Source organism: Streptomyces sp. 2A115, from assembly GCF_052245575.1.
GTDB lineage: Bacteria > Actinomycetota > Actinomycetes > Streptomycetales > Streptomycetaceae > Streptomyces.
Map to the genome: position 1 here is coordinate 14,065 of NZ_JBQQCG010000057.1, position 19,157 is coordinate 33,221.

The 19,157-nt window shown below is 67.9% G+C and carries 23 protein-coding genes and 2 tRNA genes; 21 read left to right on the forward strand and 4 right to left on the reverse strand.

Annotated elements, in window-relative coordinates:
* The first annotated feature begins 210 nt into the window (after positions 1-210).
* The gene (locus tag ACTWQR_RS36805; RefSeq protein WP_443231578.1) at positions 211-438 is read left to right on the forward strand and encodes a hypothetical protein; all 228 of its coding nucleotides are present in this window, start codon (positions 211-213) and stop codon (positions 436-438) included.
* 661 nt (positions 439-1,099) lie between these two features.
* On the opposite strand, the gene ACTWQR_RS36810 is transcribed toward ACTWQR_RS36805, so the two are convergent.
* Together ACTWQR_RS36810 and ACTWQR_RS36815 are read right to left on the reverse strand one after the other, a co-directional pair.
* Entirely contained in the window at positions 1,100-2,338 is a 1,239-nt protein-coding gene (locus tag ACTWQR_RS36810) for a helix-turn-helix domain-containing protein (protein ID WP_443231579.1), read from the reverse strand.
* Positions 2,335-2,655 (reverse strand): putative quinol monooxygenase, encoded by a 321-nt coding sequence (locus tag ACTWQR_RS36815; protein WP_443231580.1) that lies wholly within the window; start codon positions 2,653-2,655, stop codon positions 2,335-2,337. Before ACTWQR_RS36815 ends, ACTWQR_RS36810 begins: the two co-directional genes overlap by 4 nt.
* Positions 2,656-2,846: 191 nt before the next feature.
* On the opposite strand from ACTWQR_RS36815, the gene ACTWQR_RS36820 reads away from it, so the two are divergent.
* From ACTWQR_RS36820 to ACTWQR_RS36885, 14 genes are all read left to right on the forward strand, one after another.
* Complete coding sequence (locus ACTWQR_RS36820) at positions 2,847-3,176, forward strand: SCO3933 family regulatory protein (protein ID WP_443231581.1); 330 nt, start codon at positions 2,847-2,849, stop codon at positions 3,174-3,176.
* Between the two features lie 2 nt (positions 3,177-3,178).
* The gene (locus ACTWQR_RS36825; protein ID WP_443231582.1) at positions 3,179-4,522 is read left to right on the forward strand and encodes an FtsK/SpoIIIE domain-containing protein; all 1,344 of its coding nucleotides are present in this window, start codon (positions 3,179-3,181) and stop codon (positions 4,520-4,522) included.
* A 54-nt stretch (positions 4,523-4,576) separates the two neighbouring features.
* Positions 4,577-4,849 (forward strand): hypothetical protein, encoded by a 273-nt coding sequence (locus tag ACTWQR_RS36830; RefSeq protein ID WP_443231583.1) that lies wholly within the window; start codon positions 4,577-4,579, stop codon positions 4,847-4,849.
* A 2-nt stretch (positions 4,850-4,851) separates the two neighbouring features.
* A complete protein-coding gene (locus tag ACTWQR_RS36835; protein WP_443231584.1) occupies positions 4,852-5,037 on the forward strand; it encodes a hypothetical protein in 186 nt (61 codons plus the stop codon).
* A 75-nt stretch (positions 5,038-5,112) separates the two neighbouring features.
* A complete protein-coding gene (locus ACTWQR_RS36840; protein WP_443231585.1) occupies positions 5,113-5,772 on the forward strand; it encodes a DUF2637 domain-containing protein in 660 nt (219 codons plus the stop codon).
* A 20-nt stretch (positions 5,773-5,792) separates the two neighbouring features.
* On the forward strand, positions 5,793-5,978 hold the full coding sequence (locus ACTWQR_RS36845; RefSeq protein WP_443231586.1) for a hypothetical protein: 186 nt from the start codon (positions 5,793-5,795) through the stop codon (positions 5,976-5,978).
* A 2-nt stretch (positions 5,979-5,980) separates the two neighbouring features.
* Positions 5,981-6,169 carry a mobile element transfer protein gene (locus ACTWQR_RS36850; protein ID WP_443231587.1) on the forward strand — a complete coding sequence of 63 codons (189 nt, stop codon included), beginning with the start codon at positions 5,981-5,983 and terminating at the stop codon, positions 6,167-6,169.
* Positions 6,170-6,182: 13 nt separating this feature from the next.
* Entirely contained in the window at positions 6,183-6,554 is a 372-nt protein-coding gene (locus tag ACTWQR_RS36855; RefSeq protein ID WP_443231588.1) for a hypothetical protein, read from the forward strand.
* Positions 6,555-6,647: 93 nt separating this feature from the next.
* Positions 6,648-6,827, forward strand: a complete 180-nt coding sequence (locus ACTWQR_RS36860; RefSeq protein WP_443231589.1) for a hypothetical protein — start codon at positions 6,648-6,650, stop codon at positions 6,825-6,827.
* A complete protein-coding gene (locus ACTWQR_RS36865; RefSeq protein WP_443231590.1) occupies positions 6,827-7,033 on the forward strand; it encodes a hypothetical protein in 207 nt (68 codons plus the stop codon). Before ACTWQR_RS36860 ends, ACTWQR_RS36865 begins: the two co-directional genes overlap by 1 nt.
* Before the next feature lie 5 nt (positions 7,034-7,038).
* Complete coding sequence (locus ACTWQR_RS36870; protein WP_443231591.1) at positions 7,039-7,212, forward strand: hypothetical protein; 174 nt, start codon at positions 7,039-7,041, stop codon at positions 7,210-7,212.
* Positions 7,209-8,591 (forward strand): replication initiator protein RepSA, encoded by a 1,383-nt coding sequence (gene repSA / locus ACTWQR_RS36875; RefSeq protein WP_443231592.1) that lies wholly within the window; start codon positions 7,209-7,211, stop codon positions 8,589-8,591. Before ACTWQR_RS36870 ends, repSA begins: the two co-directional genes overlap by 4 nt.
* Before the next feature lie 2 nt (positions 8,592-8,593).
* Positions 8,594-8,818, forward strand: a complete 225-nt coding sequence (locus ACTWQR_RS36880) for an excisionase family DNA-binding protein (RefSeq protein WP_443231593.1) — start codon at positions 8,594-8,596, stop codon at positions 8,816-8,818.
* Entirely contained in the window at positions 8,818-9,987 is a 1,170-nt protein-coding gene (locus ACTWQR_RS36885; RefSeq protein ID WP_443231594.1) for a tyrosine-type recombinase/integrase, read from the forward strand. Before ACTWQR_RS36880 ends, ACTWQR_RS36885 begins: the two co-directional genes overlap by 1 nt.
* A 66-nt stretch (positions 9,988-10,053) precedes the next feature.
* On the opposite strand, the gene ACTWQR_RS36890 is transcribed toward ACTWQR_RS36885, so the two are convergent.
* Positions 10,054-10,127 (reverse strand) — tRNA-Gly (locus ACTWQR_RS36890).
* Between the two features lie 165 nt (positions 10,128-10,292).
* Here ACTWQR_RS36890 and ACTWQR_RS36895 point away from each other — a divergent pair.
* The 5 genes from ACTWQR_RS36895 to clpX all read left to right on the forward strand — a co-directional run bounded on the left by ACTWQR_RS36895 (position 10,293) and on the right by clpX (position 15,312).
* Positions 10,293-10,369: transfer RNA gene (locus ACTWQR_RS36895), tRNA-Pro, on the forward strand.
* Between the two features lie 209 nt (positions 10,370-10,578).
* Positions 10,579-12,012: a trigger factor gene (tig, locus tag ACTWQR_RS36900; protein WP_443231595.1), complete on the forward strand. Its 1,434-nt coding sequence runs from the start codon at positions 10,579-10,581 to the stop codon at positions 12,010-12,012.
* Between the two features lie 431 nt (positions 12,013-12,443).
* Complete coding sequence (locus tag ACTWQR_RS36905; protein WP_060897745.1) at positions 12,444-13,049, forward strand: ATP-dependent Clp protease proteolytic subunit; 606 nt, start codon at positions 12,444-12,446, stop codon at positions 13,047-13,049.
* 124 nt (positions 13,050-13,173) lie between these two features.
* Positions 13,174-13,854, forward strand: a complete 681-nt coding sequence (locus tag ACTWQR_RS36910) for an ATP-dependent Clp protease proteolytic subunit (protein ID WP_363108151.1) — start codon at positions 13,174-13,176, stop codon at positions 13,852-13,854.
* A 171-nt stretch (positions 13,855-14,025) separates the two neighbouring features.
* Positions 14,026-15,312, forward strand: coding sequence for an ATP-dependent Clp protease ATP-binding subunit ClpX (clpX, locus tag ACTWQR_RS36915; protein ID WP_443231633.1), 1,287 nt, complete (start codon positions 14,026-14,028; stop codon positions 15,310-15,312).
* Between the two features lie 92 nt (positions 15,313-15,404).
* Here the strand turns inward: clpX and ACTWQR_RS36920 are convergent, their stop codons facing one another.
* Positions 15,405-16,388 carry a hypothetical protein gene (locus tag ACTWQR_RS36920; protein ID WP_443231596.1) on the reverse strand — a complete coding sequence of 328 codons (984 nt, stop codon included), beginning with the start codon at positions 16,386-16,388 and terminating at the stop codon, positions 15,405-15,407.
* A gap of 135 nt (positions 16,389-16,523) precedes the next feature.
* On the opposite strand from ACTWQR_RS36920, the gene ACTWQR_RS36925 reads away from it, so the two are divergent.
* Positions 16,524-19,154, forward strand: a complete 2,631-nt coding sequence (locus tag ACTWQR_RS36925; protein ID WP_443231597.1) for a valine--tRNA ligase — start codon at positions 16,524-16,526, stop codon at positions 19,152-19,154.
* The last annotated feature ends 3 nt before the right edge of the window (positions 19,155-19,157 follow it).

Here is a 19,157-nt window from a genome sequence, read left to right on the forward strand (position 1 = left end):
CGTCTCTTGTCAGCTTGAGTGACGTGGGGGACGCTAGTGATGCGAACACAACTTGATGATCGAGTAACTAGTCCACAGCGCAGAGGTGCGACTCGTCTGCAGATCGAGAAGCCCGGCGCACTCCGACGTCGACCGTGTCAAGGATCGGTCCTACATCGCCTGGAGCGCGGCGGGCTTCTGTGTTCAGCACATTGAAAGGGGGTGTCCCCCATGAGTGATCTGTTTCGGCAGGCGAGGCGAGCGTTCGAGTACGTGCTGGCGAGCTGGCCTCGAGCGCTTCGCCTCGCCTTCCTTCTCGCGGTGGGGGCCGTCGTGATCTACTTCGTCGGCCCGCAGATCTGTGACGTCATCGAGGCGACCAGTAAAAGCCTGGTCACCGACGTCGCAGAGGCCTACGTGAAGATCCACGATGCCCATCACCGCTCTTCATCCCGATAGTTACCGTGGAAACCCTCTCGAGGTCCGCCTCGGTCTGCCGGGAAGTTTGTCAACGTATCAAACGGTATAACCAGTACGTACCGTTAGGTATGCCCCGCATCGAAGGAAATATGCGACAAGGCTGACAAGCGGAACATTGGTCGTCAAACGGAAAGGGTCCTGCCGGGGCGGTGCTGGTTCAGGCCGCCCCCCGTCCCTTCGTCGGGAACGGCCCTCTACCCACCACTCTCCCCAAGCTTCCATCCCGTCCGCCGTCGACCCACACACCGTGGAGCGGGCGTGGTTCATGGCGTCCAGGTGGAGCGCGCCACTGTACGAACGACCTGGACGCCATGGGCCGCGTCTGCTCGGCTCTGCCTGGGTCGGCGGTGGTCGGGATGGAAGCTCCTCACGCACACCACTACGGGCCCGCGGTCGGGAACGGCGCCCCCTCCATCCCGGTGCCGGCCGATCCCCCGCCGGAGGCATCGCGTTGACCGTGGGCCGCGCAATGCGGTGATCGACTCATGGCCACCGGCCCTATCCACATGTGGGCGCGCGTCGGCGGCGGCAGCGCCGAGCGGGCCGAAGGCAGGAGCGCGGGCGCGGCCAGAGCCGGGAAGCGCGCCCGGCGGAGCGGAGCGCAGCCGGGGCTTGATGAGGTAGAGAAACCTGTAACAGGTCAGCTCACGCCGCAACGGTCGGCAAGATCCCGGAGCGTTTCGGGCACGCGGCGGCCAGACAGTTGGATGAGGTCGCGAATGACTTCGCGGGCTGAGTGGTGATCGCGGATCTGTTCCGGTGCGAGGGTCTCAGCCTCCAAGAGCGCTGCGGTCGCCTCGCCAACGTGTCGGCGTTGCGCATGCGCCCGTGCCACATCGAGCAGAAAGCGTGATTGGCGCTCGGTGGAGAGACCACTGGCGTCGACTTCTGCAGCGGTCTCCAACGCCAGTCCTGCATCCCCCAGCTCTACGGCCGTGCTCACTGAGTGGAGCTTGACGTTCGTGGGGCCGAACTCGGTGTCGAAGTCGTTCCGGTCCTCGCCCAAGCGCGTGGCAAGTTCCCCCGCTCGGCTGAGGTGAGTATGGGTTTGAGGCCTGTTGCCCTCGCGAGCATTGATCACGGCTAGCACGAGGTTCATGGCGCCGAGAAGCGACAGTTCCGCTGCAGAGCATGCGGGATTCTCTGCCCGAGGGCCCAAGACTTCGACCGCTGACTTCGCGGCTTGTTCAGCCTGGTCCATGTGCTGCTGCCGCATGAACGCATGAGCCATGCGAAAGAGGCTGGCCACCACCTCAAGAGGCTGGTCGGCCATCTCGGCTGCCTGCAAGGCCCGGTCTGCGGCTACCCATGCAGCATCAGCCTGGTCTTGCCGGGTAAAGCTGGCTGCCGCTGCCTGGTAACTGCGGGCCCTCAACGAGTGCAGTTCGACTCGATCGGCAGCTGGCGCATGGCGCACTGCAACTTCGATGTCGGGGAGCAACTTGACGAGATGGTCGCTCAAGGCTGCAAAGCTCGATGCGTGCACGTACTCCCAGGCTTGGTCAACAAGCCGACGAAACTCGGCGAGTGTGGGTGCGGGGGAACTCGGTCTGCGGTCGAACAGGCTGCCCAAGGCAGGGTGGCCCGTGAGCGCGACCCGTAGACCGTCTAGATCGTTGCTTTGCGGTTCAGGTGCGTCGTCGGCAGGATCAACCGGGGCAGGAGCGGTGTCGGGCCGAATATCCTGTGTCGAAACGCCCAGTGCGTCAGCGAGTGCTTGAATGATCGCGAAGCGTTCAACCGGCTGCACGCCGCGTTCAACTTGGGATACCCAGCTCTCAGATCGCCTCATGGCGGCGGCAAGGTCGGCTTGCGACATGCCTGCTGCCCGTCGCAGTCCTTTGATCCGCTGCCCAGTCGTAGGCGGCAGGGCATTCACTTCTCAGCTCCGTGCGGGTACTTCCCGGCGTACGGCTCAAGCCAATCCACGTCGGTCTTCTCGACGTACCGGGTTCGCTCGCTCAGGAACCGAACCGTGTGCGGCTGACGCTCATGCTCGTCGAACGCTGCTCGATCGGCGTAGATCTCGAAGAAGATCCGCTCGTTGGGAGCCCCCTCGACCTTGTGGCAGGCGTAGACCAGCGTCCCTGGCTCGTGCGCCCCGATTCCCGCTTCGGTCTCCTTCACCAGCGCGTCAAAAGCGTCGCCCATCCCTTCGCGCAGGGTGAATCGTACAAAAAGTGCGAAATTTCCCATAACTCCTCCTTCTTCTCGTCGCCAGTCTCGCAGAATCGGAGTTTTCCTGCTAGTCGCAACTTTTCTGTTGACCCGCAGAAAAACTGCGAGTAGCTTCGGGAGGGTCAGAGAACAACGCACCCCGGACTGCGTGCCATCCGCCAAGATCACAACGCAGTCCGGGGCTCATCCCACAAGGGGAGAACTCCATAATGCCGTCCTTCAAGATCGATGTTTCGACTGCTGTGGTGTTCGTGGCGACCGCGCCCGAACCGAAGATGGTCAACAAGAAGACTGGTGAGCGGGCCGTGGACCGGGAGACCAACGCGGGTCTGTCGACCGTGGGCCTGCTGGTCTCGGACGAGGGTGAGGGAAACCTCTACCAGGTGACCGTGCCGGAGACCGGCCTTCCCGAGGGCCTGACGCCGGGCATGCCGGTGCGGGTCATCGGCCTCAAGGCCCGTGACTGGGAGAACGAGTTCAACGGCCAGAAGCGCCACGGGATCTCGTTCCGCGCGGTCGCGATCACGGCGGGGGCCTGACCATGACGGACCTGGCGACCTGGCTGGAGGCCGGGGGATTGGCGGCCGGCGCCGGTGGCCTCGGCTACGCGAAGGTGCGTGCCCCGCGCGTGTACTGGTCGCTGGTCGGCCTGCCCGCCACCTGGGGCCGGTTCACCTGGACCTACTCGTCCACGATGGAGGTGTGCGGGCTGACGGTCCAGCCGTCCGGCTTCCGCGCCTTCGTCAAGCGCAACCTGGCCCGCAGCGAGGTCCGGCCGGTGCCGCCGAAGGTGCGCCGCGTCTTCCCGACGTCGACCGGCCTGCGGGTCACCCTCCGTCTCCCCGCCGGCCTGGAGCCCGCCGACCTCGCCGCATCGTCCGAGCGCTTGCGTCATGCCTGGGGCGTGCGGTCGGTGACCGTGGCGGAGACCAAGCCTGGGTATGTCGAGCTGAGGATGACCGGCTACGACGTCCTCAAGCGGGTCAAGATGCCGCGCAAGGCGCAGCCCCGTGACCTGGTCGTGCCGGTCGCGCTGCGGGAGGACGGCTCGGTGTTCGAGCGGGACTACCGCAAGGTTCCGATGGCGCTGACGTTGGGCGCGACGCTGTCCGGCAAGTCGATGTATCAGCGCAACCTGATCAAGGGTCTGGCGAAGCTGCCGGTCGGTTTGGTCGGTATCGACTGCAAGCGCGGTGTCGAGCACGGCCGGTACGCGCCTCGCCTGTCGGCGCTGGCCACCGATCCGGATGCCGCCGGGCGCCTGATAGACGCCCTGGTCGCAGAGATGGAAGAGCGCTTCGACCTGCTCGCCCTGTACGGCGTCTCGGACCTGTGGGAGCTGCCCGCCGAGGTCCGCCCGGTGCCGCTGATCGTGCTGATCGACGAGGTGGCGGAACTGTTCTTCGTGACCTCCAAGAAGGACGAGGCGGCGCGCGATCGCACCGTCATGCAACTGGTGCGTCTGGGCCAGATGGCCCGCTCGATCGGCGTCTACCTGGAGGTGTGCGGGCAGCGCTTCGGCTCCGATCTGGGCAAGGGCGCAACCGCCCTGCGTGCTCAGCTCACCGGCCGTGTCGTGCACCGTGTCAACGACAAGCAGACCGCCGACATGGGGCTCGGTGACATCGCCCCGGACGCCGTGGTCGCCGTGACCGCGATCGCCCCGGACCGTCCCGGGGTGGCGGTGGCCGGCGATACCTCGGGCGGCTGGTCCCGTATCCGTACCCCGGAGACCACTGCGGACGAAGCGGCTGCGGTGTGCCGGGAGTTCGCCTACCTGACGCCGGAGTTGCCGTTCCTGGCGCCGTTCCGGCCGGTCGACCGGATGGTCCCGCCGATGCCCGCCGCACCGCCGCTCGTGGTCCCGCAGCCGGCAACTGAGTAATCCCCCGCTTTCCCGGTCGGTGTGACCGCCTCGCGCCAGGTCCCTACCCCGCCCATGTCTGAAACCTGGGAGGACACCATGCCCGACAAGCAGTGGTTCGAGCTCGACCCGGCCGAACGGGACGACGTCAACCGGCTCGGCTATCTGTACGAGGGTCTGCGCAATCACCTGCACTTCCACCCCGCCATGGACGCCTTCGTCACGGTCCTGGTCGGCGCTGTTGAGGCCGAGTTCGTCCACCGGGCGGCCGGCATCTACCCACCGCCCGGCCACGGCTACCCCGCCCTCGACCCCGAGGGCCCCGAGTACCCCGGCCAGGGGTGGTGACCATGGCCGCACGCAAGACCACCCCGCCCCGCAAGCCCGCCGCCGCGAAGCCCGCGCCGTGCGGACCGTGCAACGGCACCGGCGAGGTCGCCCGCACGGTCCGGGTCGGCCGCAAGCAACGCGTCGTCGGTCAACAGTCCGGCCTGTGCCTGACCTGCCTGGGCACCGGCGAAGCCCCCACCGACTGAACCCGCCACGACCGGGCGGCCGGACATCTGGTCCCCGCCCCGTCGTCGGCCCAACTCCGCGAAGGAGGTGAGGACATGAACCGCTCGATCCGCGTTGATGCCGTGCTCATACAGGCGGTCATCGCCGGCGCGCTGTCCTTCGCCCACCTGCATGACCTGGCCGAAGCCGCCGGACAGACCGGCTGGAAGGCCTGGGCCTACCCCGTCTCGGTCGACCTGCTGCTTGTCGCTGCCTGGCGTCGGCTGCGCACGGCCCGCCGGGACCGGTCCGCCTGGACCTGGTTCGTGATCGCGCTGGTCGCCTCACTCGGCGCCAACGTCGCCACGGCCGGACTTCTCGACCTGGAGCACGTGCCCGCCTGGCTGCGCATCCTCGTCGCCGGCTGGCCCGCGCTCGCTTTCCTCGGCGGCACGCTGCTGGTGCACTCACCGGCCGAGGACACGCCCCCCGTCAAGGCGCCTGCACAGGCTGTGGATGAACCCGCCGTGACTGAGGTCGACATGCGCCGCGAAACGCCCGCTCCGCCTCCGGCCCCGGAACTGTCGGCCGCGACGCCCGAACCCGCTGCACCTGCCCTCACGGTGCCGGCCGCGCTCCTGGACCACGCCCGACAGATCGCCGACACCCACCGAGCTACGACCGGCTCCCCGATGCCCGCCGAGGCCCTGTCCGCCCGGCTCGGACTGCCCGCTCCGATGACCAACGCGATCGCCGCACAACTCCAACTCACCTGAGGAGAAAGGAAGTTCAGCCGATGACCTGGTCCACCTTCACCCGTCCGTCCGACTTCGTGGACGCGGCTCGCGAGATGGCCGACTCCGGCCGTCACACCCTGGCCCACCTGCTCGCCGAGGAAGCCGCCGACCGCACCCCGGACCCCGAGGAAGCCGCCCGCATCCGTGCCGAGTTCCCCGGCCCCAGCCTCCGACAGGAGGGCTGACCATGCCCCGCCCGAACCGCTTCTACGACGTGCTCCGCATCGGGCCCGTCAAGGTCGGCTCGTTCAACAACGGACGCGGCCAGACCAAGCACGCCGCCGCATGCACCGCCCCGAACTGCGGCTTCTCCACCGAGCACAGCAACCGCTCGGCCGCCGAACTCGCCGCCCGCACCCACCACTGCACGGTCTGAGGAGGGCTATCCCATGCAGTTGCCCGACGAACAGTTCCGCGCCGGTCACATCCCGACTGAGCTGTACCGGCAGATCCCGCCCGGCACCGACGTCCGCAAAGTTGTGATCGTGCAGGAAGCGCCCCGTTCCTACAAAGGCCCGATTCTGCTGACCTTCGCCATCGCGGCTGCTTCCGTGGTCGTGCTGTTGGTGATCGCCTTCGTCATCCAGATCATCGCCGCATCGGTCATCGCCGTTCTGTCGGCGAGCTGCGGCATCGGCTACACGCTCAACCGCACCGGCAAGAAGGGGGCGTTACCCCGCCCGACCGCAAAGGGGCGCTTGCCTCGCCGGCGCCCGACGCGCTCTCGGCCTGTCCGGTCCAAGAGCCGCGGCTTCAAGTAATGCCCTCCGGGGCGGCCTCTACCGCCAAGTATCCGCCGCCCCGGACGGCCTCAACCCATTCCCGATCTTTCGACCTGAAAGGGCTCACTCATCATGCCTCAGCACGCCTCGAACACGCCCGTCTGCCACGACTGCGACGGCTTCGCCACCGCCGCCATCACCACCGGCACCCGCAACCGCGACGGCTCCCGCACCACCCTCCGCGTCACCTGCCCCGCTTGCCAGGGCACCGGCGTGACCCGCCTCGTGCGCAAGCAGGAGGTGAGCGTCTGATGCCCCGCCGCTGGAGCCTCGGCGTCGACCGCATCCACTCGGATGGACTCGACGGCGACTACGACGAACTCAAGAAGACCGTCAAAGCCCACCAATTGCACGACGGTGACGCGAAGTTGCCCCGCCCCAGTGGCCGGTCCAAGAACCAGTCCGGACCGTCCAGCAGCAACGCCAGTACCCCGCAAAAGCGCCGCTGGGGCCGGTGATCGTGATGGCTCTCCTGAACTGGCGCTCTGCCGAGCACTACGACCACACCGGCGACCAGCCGTGCGTGATCTGCGCCAAGCCCACCCCGTTGCGCTCCGACCGTGGCAAGCCCGTCCACAAGGTCTGCGCCGAGGACTGGATCGACCGCCACCCGCCGAAGGAGGACGACCACCAGTGACCGACACCGCCACCATGGCGGGTCTCGACCCGGCCACCCTCAGCGACGTGTTGAGGGTGGCCGGCGCCGACGACTTCGACCGCTGGCACGAGCAGACTCGTCGTACCGGCGGCTGCGCCGACCCGATCCGCCTCATCGGTGGAACCAAGACCGTCGACCCGACGACCAAGACTGTGCTGCACGCCTACACGACGGAGCATGAGCCGGGTGGCATGCTCCGCATCGCCTGCGGCAACCGGCGTGCCTCGCGCTGCCCGGCCTGCGCCTGGACCTACGCCGGAGACACCTACCACCTGATCCGCGCCGGACTCACCGGCGACCCCGCCAAGGGCACCCCGCACACCGTGCGCGAGCACTCTCGGGTCTTCGCCACCCTCACCGCCCCCTCGTTCGGCCCCGTCCACAACCGACCCGGCACCCGGCCCTGCCGCTGCGGCATCCGCCATGCCGACGACGCGCCGGAACTCGGCACCCCGCTCGACCCGGCCACGTACGACTACGCGGGCGCGGTGCTGTGGAACAACCACGCCTCCGATCTGTGGCGCTACTTCACGATCTACCTCCGCCGCGAGATCGCCAGACGGGCCGGGCTCACCCAGAAAGCCGCCCGTGAACAGTCCCGGCTGTCCTTCGGCAAGGTCGCCGAGTACCAGAAGCGCGGAGCCGTCCACTTCCACGCGGTGATCCGCTTCGACGGACCGGACGGGCCCGACTCCCCGCCCCCGGCCTGGGCAACCCTCGACTTGCTCACCGACGCCATTCATGCCGCCGCCGGCCGCGTCGCGGTCGACGTGCCTCCGGCCGGTGACCAGCCTGCCCGCAAGCTGCGCTGGGGCACGCAGCTCGACGTGCAGCCGATCGGCGCGTTCGGCCACGGCGAGGAGATCACCGAGCAGGCGGTTGCCTCCTACGTCGCCAAGTACGCCACCAAGGCGGCCGAGACCACCGGCACCGTGGACCGCCGGATCGGCAACAAGGAAGCGCTTGTCCTGCTCGGCGTTCCCGACCACCCCCGCCGGCTGATCGAAGCCTGCCTCGACCTCCACGCCGACTACCCGGAACGCAAGCTGCGGGACTGGGCTCACATGCTCGGCTTCCGGGGGCACTTCTCGACCAAGTCCCGCCGCTACTCGACCACCCTCGGTGCCCTCCGACAGGTCCGCGCCGACTACCGCTCAGCCCAGCAACGCGCCGCGCTCGGCCTGCCCGACCCCGACGACACCCCGGAGGCAACCACGCTCACCCTCGCCCACTGGACCTACGCCGGCCACGGCCACACCCCCGGCGAATCCTGGCTCGCCGCCAACATCCGCCGGGACATCCAACTCAACCGCGAAATCGCACGTGAAGAGCTGCTCGACGACTCAGGGGAGGTATGAACATGGCCGATCGCCTGCTGAACGTGGCTGAGGTCGCCGAACGGCTCGGCACCTGGGAGGAGAGCGGGGAACGCTTCCCGCGCCGCCTGATCGAAGAGCGCCGGATCGCCTTCGTCAAGGTCGGCCGGTACGTCCGCATCCGGGAGAGCGTCGTAGAGGACTACATCGCGGCCAACACGGTGCAGCCGCGCCGGCGTGGCGCCGTCCTTCGGGGGGTGGCTGCCTGATGGCCAGCAAGCGCCGACAGTTCGGCCGCGTCCGCAAGCTCCCCTCCGGCCGCTACCAGGCTCGCTACGTGGGCCCTGACGGACTGCTCCGGCCTGCGCCCGAGACGTTCCGCACCAAGAAAGACGCGGATGACTGGCTTGCCGACAAGCAGACCGAGGTGCGCCGTGGCGACTGGCACGACCCGGACGCCGGGAAGGTGCCGTTCGGTCCGTACGCCGCCGCCTGGATCAGGGAACGCGAACTGACCACCACCACACGGCAGTTGTACGGCTCGCTCCTGAAGCACCACCTTGAGCCAACCTTCGGGACGATCAACGTCGCCGAGATCTCGCCCCCGCTCGTGCGGCGCTGGCGGGCCGACAAGCTCGCGTCCGGCACCGGGCCGACGACGGTCGCCAAGGCGTACGCCCTGCTGCGCGCCATCATGGGGACCGCCGTGGCCGACCAGATGATCAGGCGCAACCCGTGCACGATCAAGGGTGCGAGCACCGTGCACACCCCCGAGCGGCCAACCGCCACCGTGCACGAGGTCTACGCCCTGGCCGACGCGATCCAGCCCCGCCACCGGGCACTCGTCCTCATGGCCGGGTTCCTCGGCCTGCGCTGGGGCGAACTGATCGGCCTACACCGCCGGGACGTCGACCTCGACCGGGGCGCCGTACGCGTCCGGCGAGCGGTCGCCGAACTGTTCAACGGGCAGCGTGAGATCAAGGCGCCCAAGAGCGCTGCGGGCAAGCGCACCGTTGCGATCCCGGCCGCGATCATCCCGGACATCCGTGACCACCTGAAGCGGTATGCCGAACCGGGGGCCGATGGCCGCGTCTTCGTCGGCGCCAAGGGCGCGACTCCGCGCCGGAACCACTTCAACCGGCTGTGGCGCAAGGCCTGCCAGGATGCCGCGATCAAGGGCCTGCACTTCCATGATCTTCGGCACACGGGCAACACCCTCGCCGCGTCGACCGGCGCGAGCACGCGGGAGTTGATGTCCCGCATGGGCCACAGCACCGCCCGCGCGGCGCTGATCTATCAGCACGCGAGCGCCGACCGTGACCGGCTGATCGCCGACGCGGTGAGCGGTCTGGTCAACAAGGACCGGAAGAAGACCCGGAAGGCCAAGAAGAAACAAGATCGAAAGCCCAAGGGGCACGCGGGGGACACGGCGGACTGAACGGAGCCGCCGGAAACGATCAGGGCCAGGCAGAGGATCGAACCTCTGACCTGGCCCTGATTCGTATGGAGCGGGCGACGGGAATCGAACCCGCGTAGCTAGTTTGGAAGACTAGGGCTCTACCATTGAGCTACGCCCGCACAGGGTGCGCCGCAGGTCAGTGACGCGCGGCACGGGAGCATCGTAGCGGGTCGCACCCCCGCGCCGCACACCCCGTTCCGATGCGCGTCCCCGTGCGCGGGAACGCGCTGCGAAATGCGGGAGCCGCACTGCCTGCGGGCATGTACCCTACGTGTCGCACCAGACGGGGTGTGGCGCAGCTTGGTAGCGCGTCCGCTTTGGGAGCGGAAGGCCGTGGGTTCAAATCCCGCCACCCCGACCATCGTGCCGACCACCGTGTCGGCCGCTGTGCCGGACCATCGGCAAGATCACCTTTTGGGGCGTGTACCACCTGCGGCTAGTATGCAAACTGCGCGCCCGTATGTCTGCACTGTTACGTCTCTCAGGGCCGCGAATCCGCTGAGGCTCCGCCGCACCCGGCAGAGAACGTCAGCAGAACCCCAAGAAGTCAGCCCCCAAGGAGACCGAACCGTGAAGAGCGCCGTGGAGACCCTGAACCCGACTCGGGTTCGGCTCAGCATTGAGGTGCCCTTCGAGGAGCTCAAGGACAGCCTCGACGCGGCGTACAAGAAGATCAACCAGCAGGTCACGGTGAAGGGGTTCCGGAAGGGCAAGATTCCGGCCCGTGTCATCGACCAGCGGTTCGGTCGCGGCGCCGTGCTCGAAGAGGCCGTCAACGACGCGCTCCCGAAGTTCTACACCGACGCGGTCAACGAGGCTGAGCTGAACGTCCTCGGCCAGCCCGAGGTCGACATCACCGAGCTGAAGGACGGCGAGACGCTGAACTTCACCGCCGAGGTCGACGTCCGCCCGACCATCGAGATCCCGGACTACTCCGGCATCGAGGTCGAGGTCGACGCGGTCGAGGTCGGCGAGGAGGACATCGACAAGGCCGTCGAGGAGCTGCGCGAGCGCTTCGCGTCGACCGCGCCGGTCGAGCGTGCCGCCGAGGACGGCGATGTCGTCACGATCGACCTGGAGGCCAAGGTCGACGGCGAGATCCTCGAGGACGGTGTCGCGAGCGGTGTCTCGTACACCATCGGGTCGGGCGAACTGCTCGAAGGCGTCGACGACGCCGTGACGGGCCTGGAGGCCGGTGGCGAGGCCACCTTCACCTCCGAGCTCAAGGGCGGCACGGCAGCCGGCAAGGAGGCCGAGGTCACCGTCAAGGTCACCCAGGTCGCCAAGCGTGAGCTGCCCGAGCTGGACGACGACTTCGCTCAGCTCGCGTCCGAGTTCGACACCCTCGAGGAGCTCAGGGCGGACAGCCGCAAGCGCCTCGAGAACATGAAGCAGTACGACCAGGCCACCCAGGCGCAGGAGCGGGTCCTGGAGAAGCTGCTCGAGCTCGTCGAGGTGCCCGTCCCCGAGAAGCTCCTCGAGGACGAGATCAACACCCGCAAGCACAACCTCGAGCACCACCAGCTCGGCCAGATGGGCATCGACCTCCCGAAGTACCTGGAGATCCAGGGCAAGACCGAGGAAGAGTTCGACACCGAGACCAAGGAAGCCGCGGTCAAGGGCATCAAGACCCAGTTCGTCCTGGACGAGCTGGTCAACAAGGAGAAGCTGAACGTCAACCAGGAGGAGCTCACCGAGCACCTCATGCGGCGCGCTGCCTCCTCCGGCATGTCCCCCGACCAGTTCGCCCAGGCGGTCGTCGAGGGCGGCCAGGTCCCGATGCTGGTCGGCGAGGTCGCTCGCGGCAAGGCCCTTGCCGCGGTCGTCGAGGCCGCCACCGTCAAGGACACGAACGGCGAGCTCGTGGACCTGGACGACGAGGAGGAGGACGAGACGGCGGAGACCGTCGAGGCCGCCTCCGAGTCCACGGACGGCCCCGCCGAGGAAGCGGCTGAGGAGGCCACCGAGGCCACCGACGCCGTCGAGGCGAAGCCCGAGGCCTGATCCGCCCCGCTTGTACGCCTCGATGGGCTCCCGGGACCTGTGTGTCCCGGGAGCCCATCGGGCTTTTGGTTTTGAGGGGCGAGGGGGGGGGGGGTGGGAAACCACCCCCAACAACACCCACCATGAACAGACCGCGGCAGACGCGCCTGCGGCCCGTGGGGGCTGAGCGCGCAGTTCCCCGCGCCTCTCACCAGCGGGGCGGAGCCCGACGAATTCCCTGCTCGACCCAGCGGAGCGCATGCGCTCACAGCGAACAGTTCCCTCTGCGGGATTCCCCGGAGGGACCCGCGCGTTAGGGTCCATGAGTACGAGGGCAGGGGAGTCCCCGGAGCCGTCCGACACGGCCGCACACGGGGTCCCACGCCCCAGTAGAAGACGTGAGACGGCCCGGCGCCGTCGTAAGACGAGCAGGTGGATACGTGACGAATCTGATGCCCACAGCCGCCGGCGACCCCATCGGTGGTGGCCTCGGCGACCAGGTCTACAACCGGCTGCTCGGCGAGCGGATCATCTTCCTCGGCCAGGCGGTCGACGATGACATCGCCAACAAGATCACGGCGCAGCTGCTGCTCCTTGCCTCCGATCCGGACAAGGACATTTACCTCTACATCAACAGCCCCGGCGGCTCGATCACCGCCGGCATGGCGATCTACGACACCATGCAGTACATCAAGAACGACGTGGTGACGATCGCCATGGGCATGGCGGCCTCGATGGGCCAGTTCCTGCTCAGCGCCGGCACCCCCGGCAAGCGGTTCGCGCTGCCGAACGCCGAGATCCTGATCCACCAGCCCTCGGCCGGCCTCGCCGGCTCCGCGTCGGACATCAAGATCCACGCCGAGCGGCTGCTGCACACCAAGAAGCGGATGGCGGAGCTGACCTCGTTCCACACCGGCCAGACCGTGGAGCAGATCACCCGCGACTCGGACCGTGACCGCTGGTTCGACCCGATCGAGGCCAAGGAGTACGGCCTCATCGACGACATCATGCCCACCGCTGCCGGAATGCCGGGCGGCGGCGGTACCGGAGCGGCGTAGACCGGTTCCGCGCCGACCGAGCGTCGGCGCAGTACCGGCACAGGCGTCGGCGTAGACCGACACCCAGCCCTTCCGAGCCCCCAGCCGACCGCCTCAGCCCTTATCAGGCTCTCCAGGAGACACAGTGAACGACTTCCCCGGCAGCGGCCTCTACGCCCGCACAGAGGCCGAATACACAGGCCCTCGCGCGGAGTCCCGCTACGTCATCCCGCGCTTCGTCGAGCGCACCTCGCAGGGTGTCCGTGAGTACGACCCGTACGCGAAGCTGTTCGAGGAGCGCGTGATCTTCCTCGGCGTGCAGATCGACGACGCCTCCGCCAACGACGTCATGGCGCAGCTGCTGTGCCTGGAGTCGATGGACCCCGACCGTGACATCTCGGTCTACATCAACAGCCCCGGTGGCTCCTTCACGGCACTCACGGCCATTTACGACACGATGCAGTTCGTGAAGCCGGATGTCCAGACGGTCTGCATGGGGCAGGCCGCCTCGGCCGCCGCGATCCTGCTGGCCGCCGGTACACCGGGCAAGCGCATGGCGCTGCCCAACGCGCGCGTGCTGATCCACCAGCCGTACAGTGAGACCGGTCGCGGTCAGGTCTCCGACCTCGAGATCGCGGCGAACGAGATCCTCCGGATGCGTGCCCAGCTCGAGGACATGCTGGCCAAGCACTCCACGACGCCGATCGAGAAGATCCGCGAGGACATCGAGCGCGACAAGATCCTCACGGCCGAGGACGCGCTCGCGTACGGCCTGATCGACCAGATCATCTCGACCCGGAAGATGAACAACGCAGTCGTCGCGTGACGTATACGTGAGGGATCGCTGTATCGTCTGCCGCTCCTTGACGCGGTTCACGACAAAGTGAACCGCGCCAAGGGGGGCCCGAACGAGGGGCTCGGCAAGGTACCGTCGGACATAAGGCAGCACCAGGAGCCGCTGGACCTAGGCGTCTCCCAGGCGAAGGGGAAGCACACCGTGGCACGCATCGGTGACGGCGGCGATCTGCTCAAGTGCTCGTTCTGTGGCAAGAGCCAGAAGCAGGTCAAGAAGCTCATCGCAGGCCCTGGTGTGTACATCTGCGACGAGTGCATCGACCTCTGCAACGAGATCATCGAGGAAGAGCTCGCGGAAACGAGCGAGGTCCGCTGGGAGGAACTCCCGAAACCTCGCGAGATCTACGAGTTCCTCGAGGGGTACGTCGTGGGCCAGGAGTCCGCCAAGAAGGCGCTCTCGGTCGCGGTCTACAACCACTACAAGCGGGTCCAGGCCGGCGAGAACAGCGCGGGCCAGAACCGCGAGGACGCCATCGAGTTGGCGAAGTCCAACATCCTGCTGCTGGGCCCGACGGGCTCCGGCAAGACACTCCTGGCGCAGACGCTGGCCCGCATGCTGAACGTTCCGTTCGCCATCGCGGACGCGACGGCGCTGACGGAGGCGGGGTATGTCGGCGAGGACGTCGAGAACATCCTGCTGAAGCTGATCCAGGCGGCGGACTACGACGTCAAGAAGGCCGAGACCGGGATCATCTACATCGACGAGATCGACAAGGTGGCTCGTAAGAGCGAAAACCCGTCGATCACGCGTGACGTGTCCGGCGAGGGCGTCCAGCAGGCCCTGTTGAAGATCCTGGAGGGCACGACGGCCTCCGTCCCGCCGCAGGGCGGGCGCAAGCACCCCCACCAGGAGTTCATCCAGATCGACACGACGAACGTGTTGTTCATCGTGGGCGGCGCCTTCGCGGGCCTGGAGAAGCTCGTCGAGTCCCGTGCGGGTGCCAAGGGCATCGGCTTCGGCGCGACGATCCGCTCCAAGAAGGAGCTGGAGGCGAAGGACCGCTTCGAGGACGTCATGCCCGAGGACCTGGTGAAGTTCGGCATGATCCCCGAGTTCATCGGTCGCCTCCCCGTCATCACGAGCGTGCACAACCTGGACCGCGAAGCCCTCCTCCAGATCCTGGTCGAGCCCCGCAACGCGCTCGTGAAGCAGTACCAGCGACTCTTCGAACTCGACGGCGTGGAGCTGGACTTCGAGCGCGAGGCCCTCGAAGCCATCGCCGACCAGGCCATCCTCCGCCAGACCGGCGCGCGCGGCCTGCGCGCCATCATGGAAGAGGTCCTGCAGGCGGTGATGTACGAGGTTCCGTCCCGCAAGGACGTGGCCCGCGTCGTCATCACGGCGGACGTCGTCCGCTCGAACGTGAACCCGACACTGATTCCGCGGGACGCCCGCGGGCGCGGACCGGGGGAACAGAAGACGGCGTAGACGGTACGCAGACGAGGAAGGGGCCCCGGTCAACTGACCGGGGCCCCTTCGCTGTTGAGACTGTTCAGACCGGCGACCGGTGAGACGTACGGTCAGATCTTGACGCGGACTTCCTTGCGGAACTTGGCCGTCAGATCGGCGGCCCCTGTGACGTCGGCGGCCTTGCCCGCCATGGCGTCGGCCAGGTCCAGGTTGATGACGATGCCGAGCGTGCTGTGGTCACCCCAGATGCACACCGGCAGGTTGATCTCGGTGGGGCCGGAGGCCGGGTCGCCCGCCGAGGCGTCGTCGTTCTTGACCTTGGTCACCTGGCACTTCAGGACCGCGCCGTCCAGGCCGCTGGGCGTGTAGCTCTTCGGGCTGCCGACGACCTGACCCTCGTCCGGGTCCTTCTCGGCTTCTTCCTTCATGGTGGCGAACATGGCGTCGACGACCTTCTCCGGGTCGTCGATCTCGCCGTAGACGCCCATGAAGTTGATCATCTGCATGGCCAGCGGGTTGCTCTCGTCCCCGGCCTGGTAGTCCGAGCTGACATCCTTGGCGCCCTTGACACCGTGCTTCTCGGCTTCCTTGAGATCGCTCTCGTTGAAACCGCCGCTGCCGGCACTTTCGCCCTTCTTGTAGTCGGTGAGCACCGTCGCCGGAGTCGTCAGCTTGTGCGGGCCGTCGTCCTTGACTCCGCCGGAACCGGCGCTGTCGCTGCCACTGCCGGTCCCGATGACGAGGTACGCCCCGACAGCGATCGCGGCCACGACCGCCACCGCGCCGATGACCAGGCCCGTCTTCTTCTTGCCGCCGCCGGGAGCCGGGGGCATCGGGGCGCCGTAGGGAGCGCCGGGGGGCTGCTGGCCGTACGGCGGCTGCTGGCCGTAGCCGGGCTGCTGGGGCGGGACGCCGGGAGGGGCCTGCTGGGGGTACCCGTAGCCGGGCTGCTGCGGGGGCTGCTGCTGCGGGTAGCCGTAGCCGGGCTGGCCGGGCTGGGGGGCCTGCGGCGGCTGGCCGTAAGGACCCGGCTGACCGTACGGTCCAGGCTGCTGGGGCTGCCCGCCGTACGGGCCCGGCTGGTTGTAGCTCATTACTGGGTTCCCCTCCAGAAACTTATGTGTTCCGAACATCCTGTCCCAAGCGGCGGCCGCACGGCGCATCGGGACCGCACTGTTACCGAGGAATCCCGTTTCGGGACGGACGCGTGACACCCCTAAACTGAGCCCGTGACCGAGAACGCTCAGCAGCAGCCAACAGCGCCCACTCCCGAACTGCCGACCCAGTACGCGCCGGCCGAGGTAGAGGGGACGCTGTACGAGCGCTGGGTGGAACGGGGTTACTTCGCCGCCGACGCGAAGAGCGAGAAGCCGCCGTACACCATCGTCATCCCGCCGCCGAACGTCACGGGCTCGCTTCACCTCGGGCACGCCTTCCAGCACACGCTGATGGACGCGCTGACGCGTCGTAAGCGCATGCAGGGGTTCGAGGCGCTGTGGCTGCCGGGCATGGACCACGCCGGTATCGCCACGCAGAACAAGGTCGAGCAGCAGTTGGCGGAAGAGGGCAAGTCCCGCCAGGACCTGGGGCGCGAGGAGTTCGTCGAGCGCGTCTGGCAGTGGAAGGAAGAGTACGGCGGCAGGATCCTCGGGCAGATGCGGCGGCTCGGGGACGGGGTGGACTGGTCGCGTGAGCGGTTCACCATGGACGAGGGGCTCTCCGAAGCCGTCCTCACCATCTTCAAGAAGCTGTACGACGACGAGCTGATCTACCGCGCCGAGCGGATCATCAACTGGTGTCCCCGCTGTCTGACGGCCATCTCGGACATCGAGGTGGAGTACCAGGACGACGACGGCGAGCTCGTCTCCATCAAGTACGGGGAGGGCGACGAGACGCTCGTCGTCGCGACCACCCGTGCCGAGACGATGCTCGGTGACACCGCCGTCGCCGTTCACCCCGACGACGAGCGCTACCGGCATCTCATCGGCAAGCGCATCAAGCTCCCGCTGACGGACCGTACGATCCCCGTCGTCGCGGACACGCACGTCGACCCGGAGTTCGGCACGGGTGCCGTCAAGGTCACCCCCGCCCACGACCCGAACGACTTCGAGATCGGCCAGCGCCACGGCCTCGAGTCGATGACCGTGATGGACGAGCGCGGTGTCATCACCGTGCACGGCCCGTTCCAGGGACTCGACCGCTTCGAAGCCCGCTCCACCATCGTCGCGGCCCTGCGCGAACAGGGCCGGGTCGTCGCCGAGAAGCGCCCGTACGTGCACTCCGTCGGCCACTGCTCGCGTTGCAAGACCACCGTCGAGCCGCGGCTGTCCATGCAGTGGTGGGTCAAGGTCGCCCCGCTCGCGAAGGCCGCCGGTGACGCGGTCCGTGACGGGCGGGTGGAGATCCACCCGAAGGAGATGTCGAGGCGCTACTTCGACTGGGTCGACAACATGCACGACTGGTGCATCTCGCGCCAGCTGTGGTGGGGCCACCGGATCCCCGTCTGGTACGGGCCGGACGGCGAGGTCGTCTGCGTCGGTCCGAACGAGGAGCCGCCGGGTACCGAGGCCGAGGGCTGGACCCAGGAGTCCGACGTCCTCGACACCTGGTTCTCCTCCGGGCTTTGGCCGTTCTCCACGCTCGGCTGGCCTGAGCGCACCCCGGACCTCGAGAAGTTCTACTCGACCGACGTCCTGCTCACCGGCCACGACATCATCTTCTTCTGGGTCGCCCGGATGATGATGTTCGGTCTGTACGCGATGGACGGTGAGGCCCCGTTCAAGACCATCGCCCTGACCGGCCTTGTCCGCGACGAGCACGGCAAGAAGATGTCCAAGTCCAACCCCAACTCGGTGGACCCGCTGGACTGGATGGACGCGTACGGCGCCGACGCCGTCCGCTTCACCCTCGCCCGTGGCGCCAACCCGGGCGCGGACGTGCCGATCGGCGAGGACTGGGTCCAGGCGTCCCGTAACTTCGCCAACAAGATCTGGAACGCGACCCGCTTCGCGCTGATGAACGGCGCGACGGTCGAGGGACCGCTCCCGGACCCGTCCGAGATGTCGGCGACGGACCGGTGGATCCTGTCCCGCCTCAACAAGACCGTCGCTCAAGTCGACGCGTTCTACGAGGACTTCCAGTTCGCGAAGCTCTCCGACGCGCTGTTCCACTTCGCGTGGGACGAGGTCTTCGACTGGTACGTCGAGCTGTCCAAGACGACGTTCATCGCGGGCGGGCCGGCGGCCGAGGTCAGCAAGCGCGTCCTGGGCGAGGTCCTGGACGTCACGCTGAAGCTGCTGCACCCGGTGGTCCCCTTCGTCACGGAGACGCTGTGGACGACGCTCACGGGCGGCGAGTCCCTCGTGATCGCCGAGTGGCCCACCGACAACGGCTTCCGCGACGCCGGCGCCGAGCGGGAGATCGAGACGCTCCAGCAGGTCATCACGGAGGTCCGTCGCTTCCGTGCCGACCAGGGGTTGCAGCCCGGCCAGCGCGTCCCGGCCCGGCTCACCCTCGACGGGACCGCCCTGGCCCCGCACGAGGCGGCCATCCGCCAACTGCTGCGCCTCCAGCCGGAGGGCGACGCCTTCACGGCCACGGCGACCCTGCCGGTCGCGGGCGCGCAGGTCGCGCTCGACCTCTCCGGCACGATCGACGTGGCGGCCGAACGCAAGCGCCTCGCGAAGGACCTCGCCGCGGCCGAGAAGGAGAAGGCCCAGGCGAACGCCAAGCTCGGCAACGAGGCGTTCCTGGCCAAGGCCCCGGACCACGTCGTGGAGAAGATCCGCACGCGGCTAGCCAAGGCGGACGAGGACATCGCCCGCATCAAGGCCCAGCTGGACAGCCTGCCGGAGGCGTAGAGG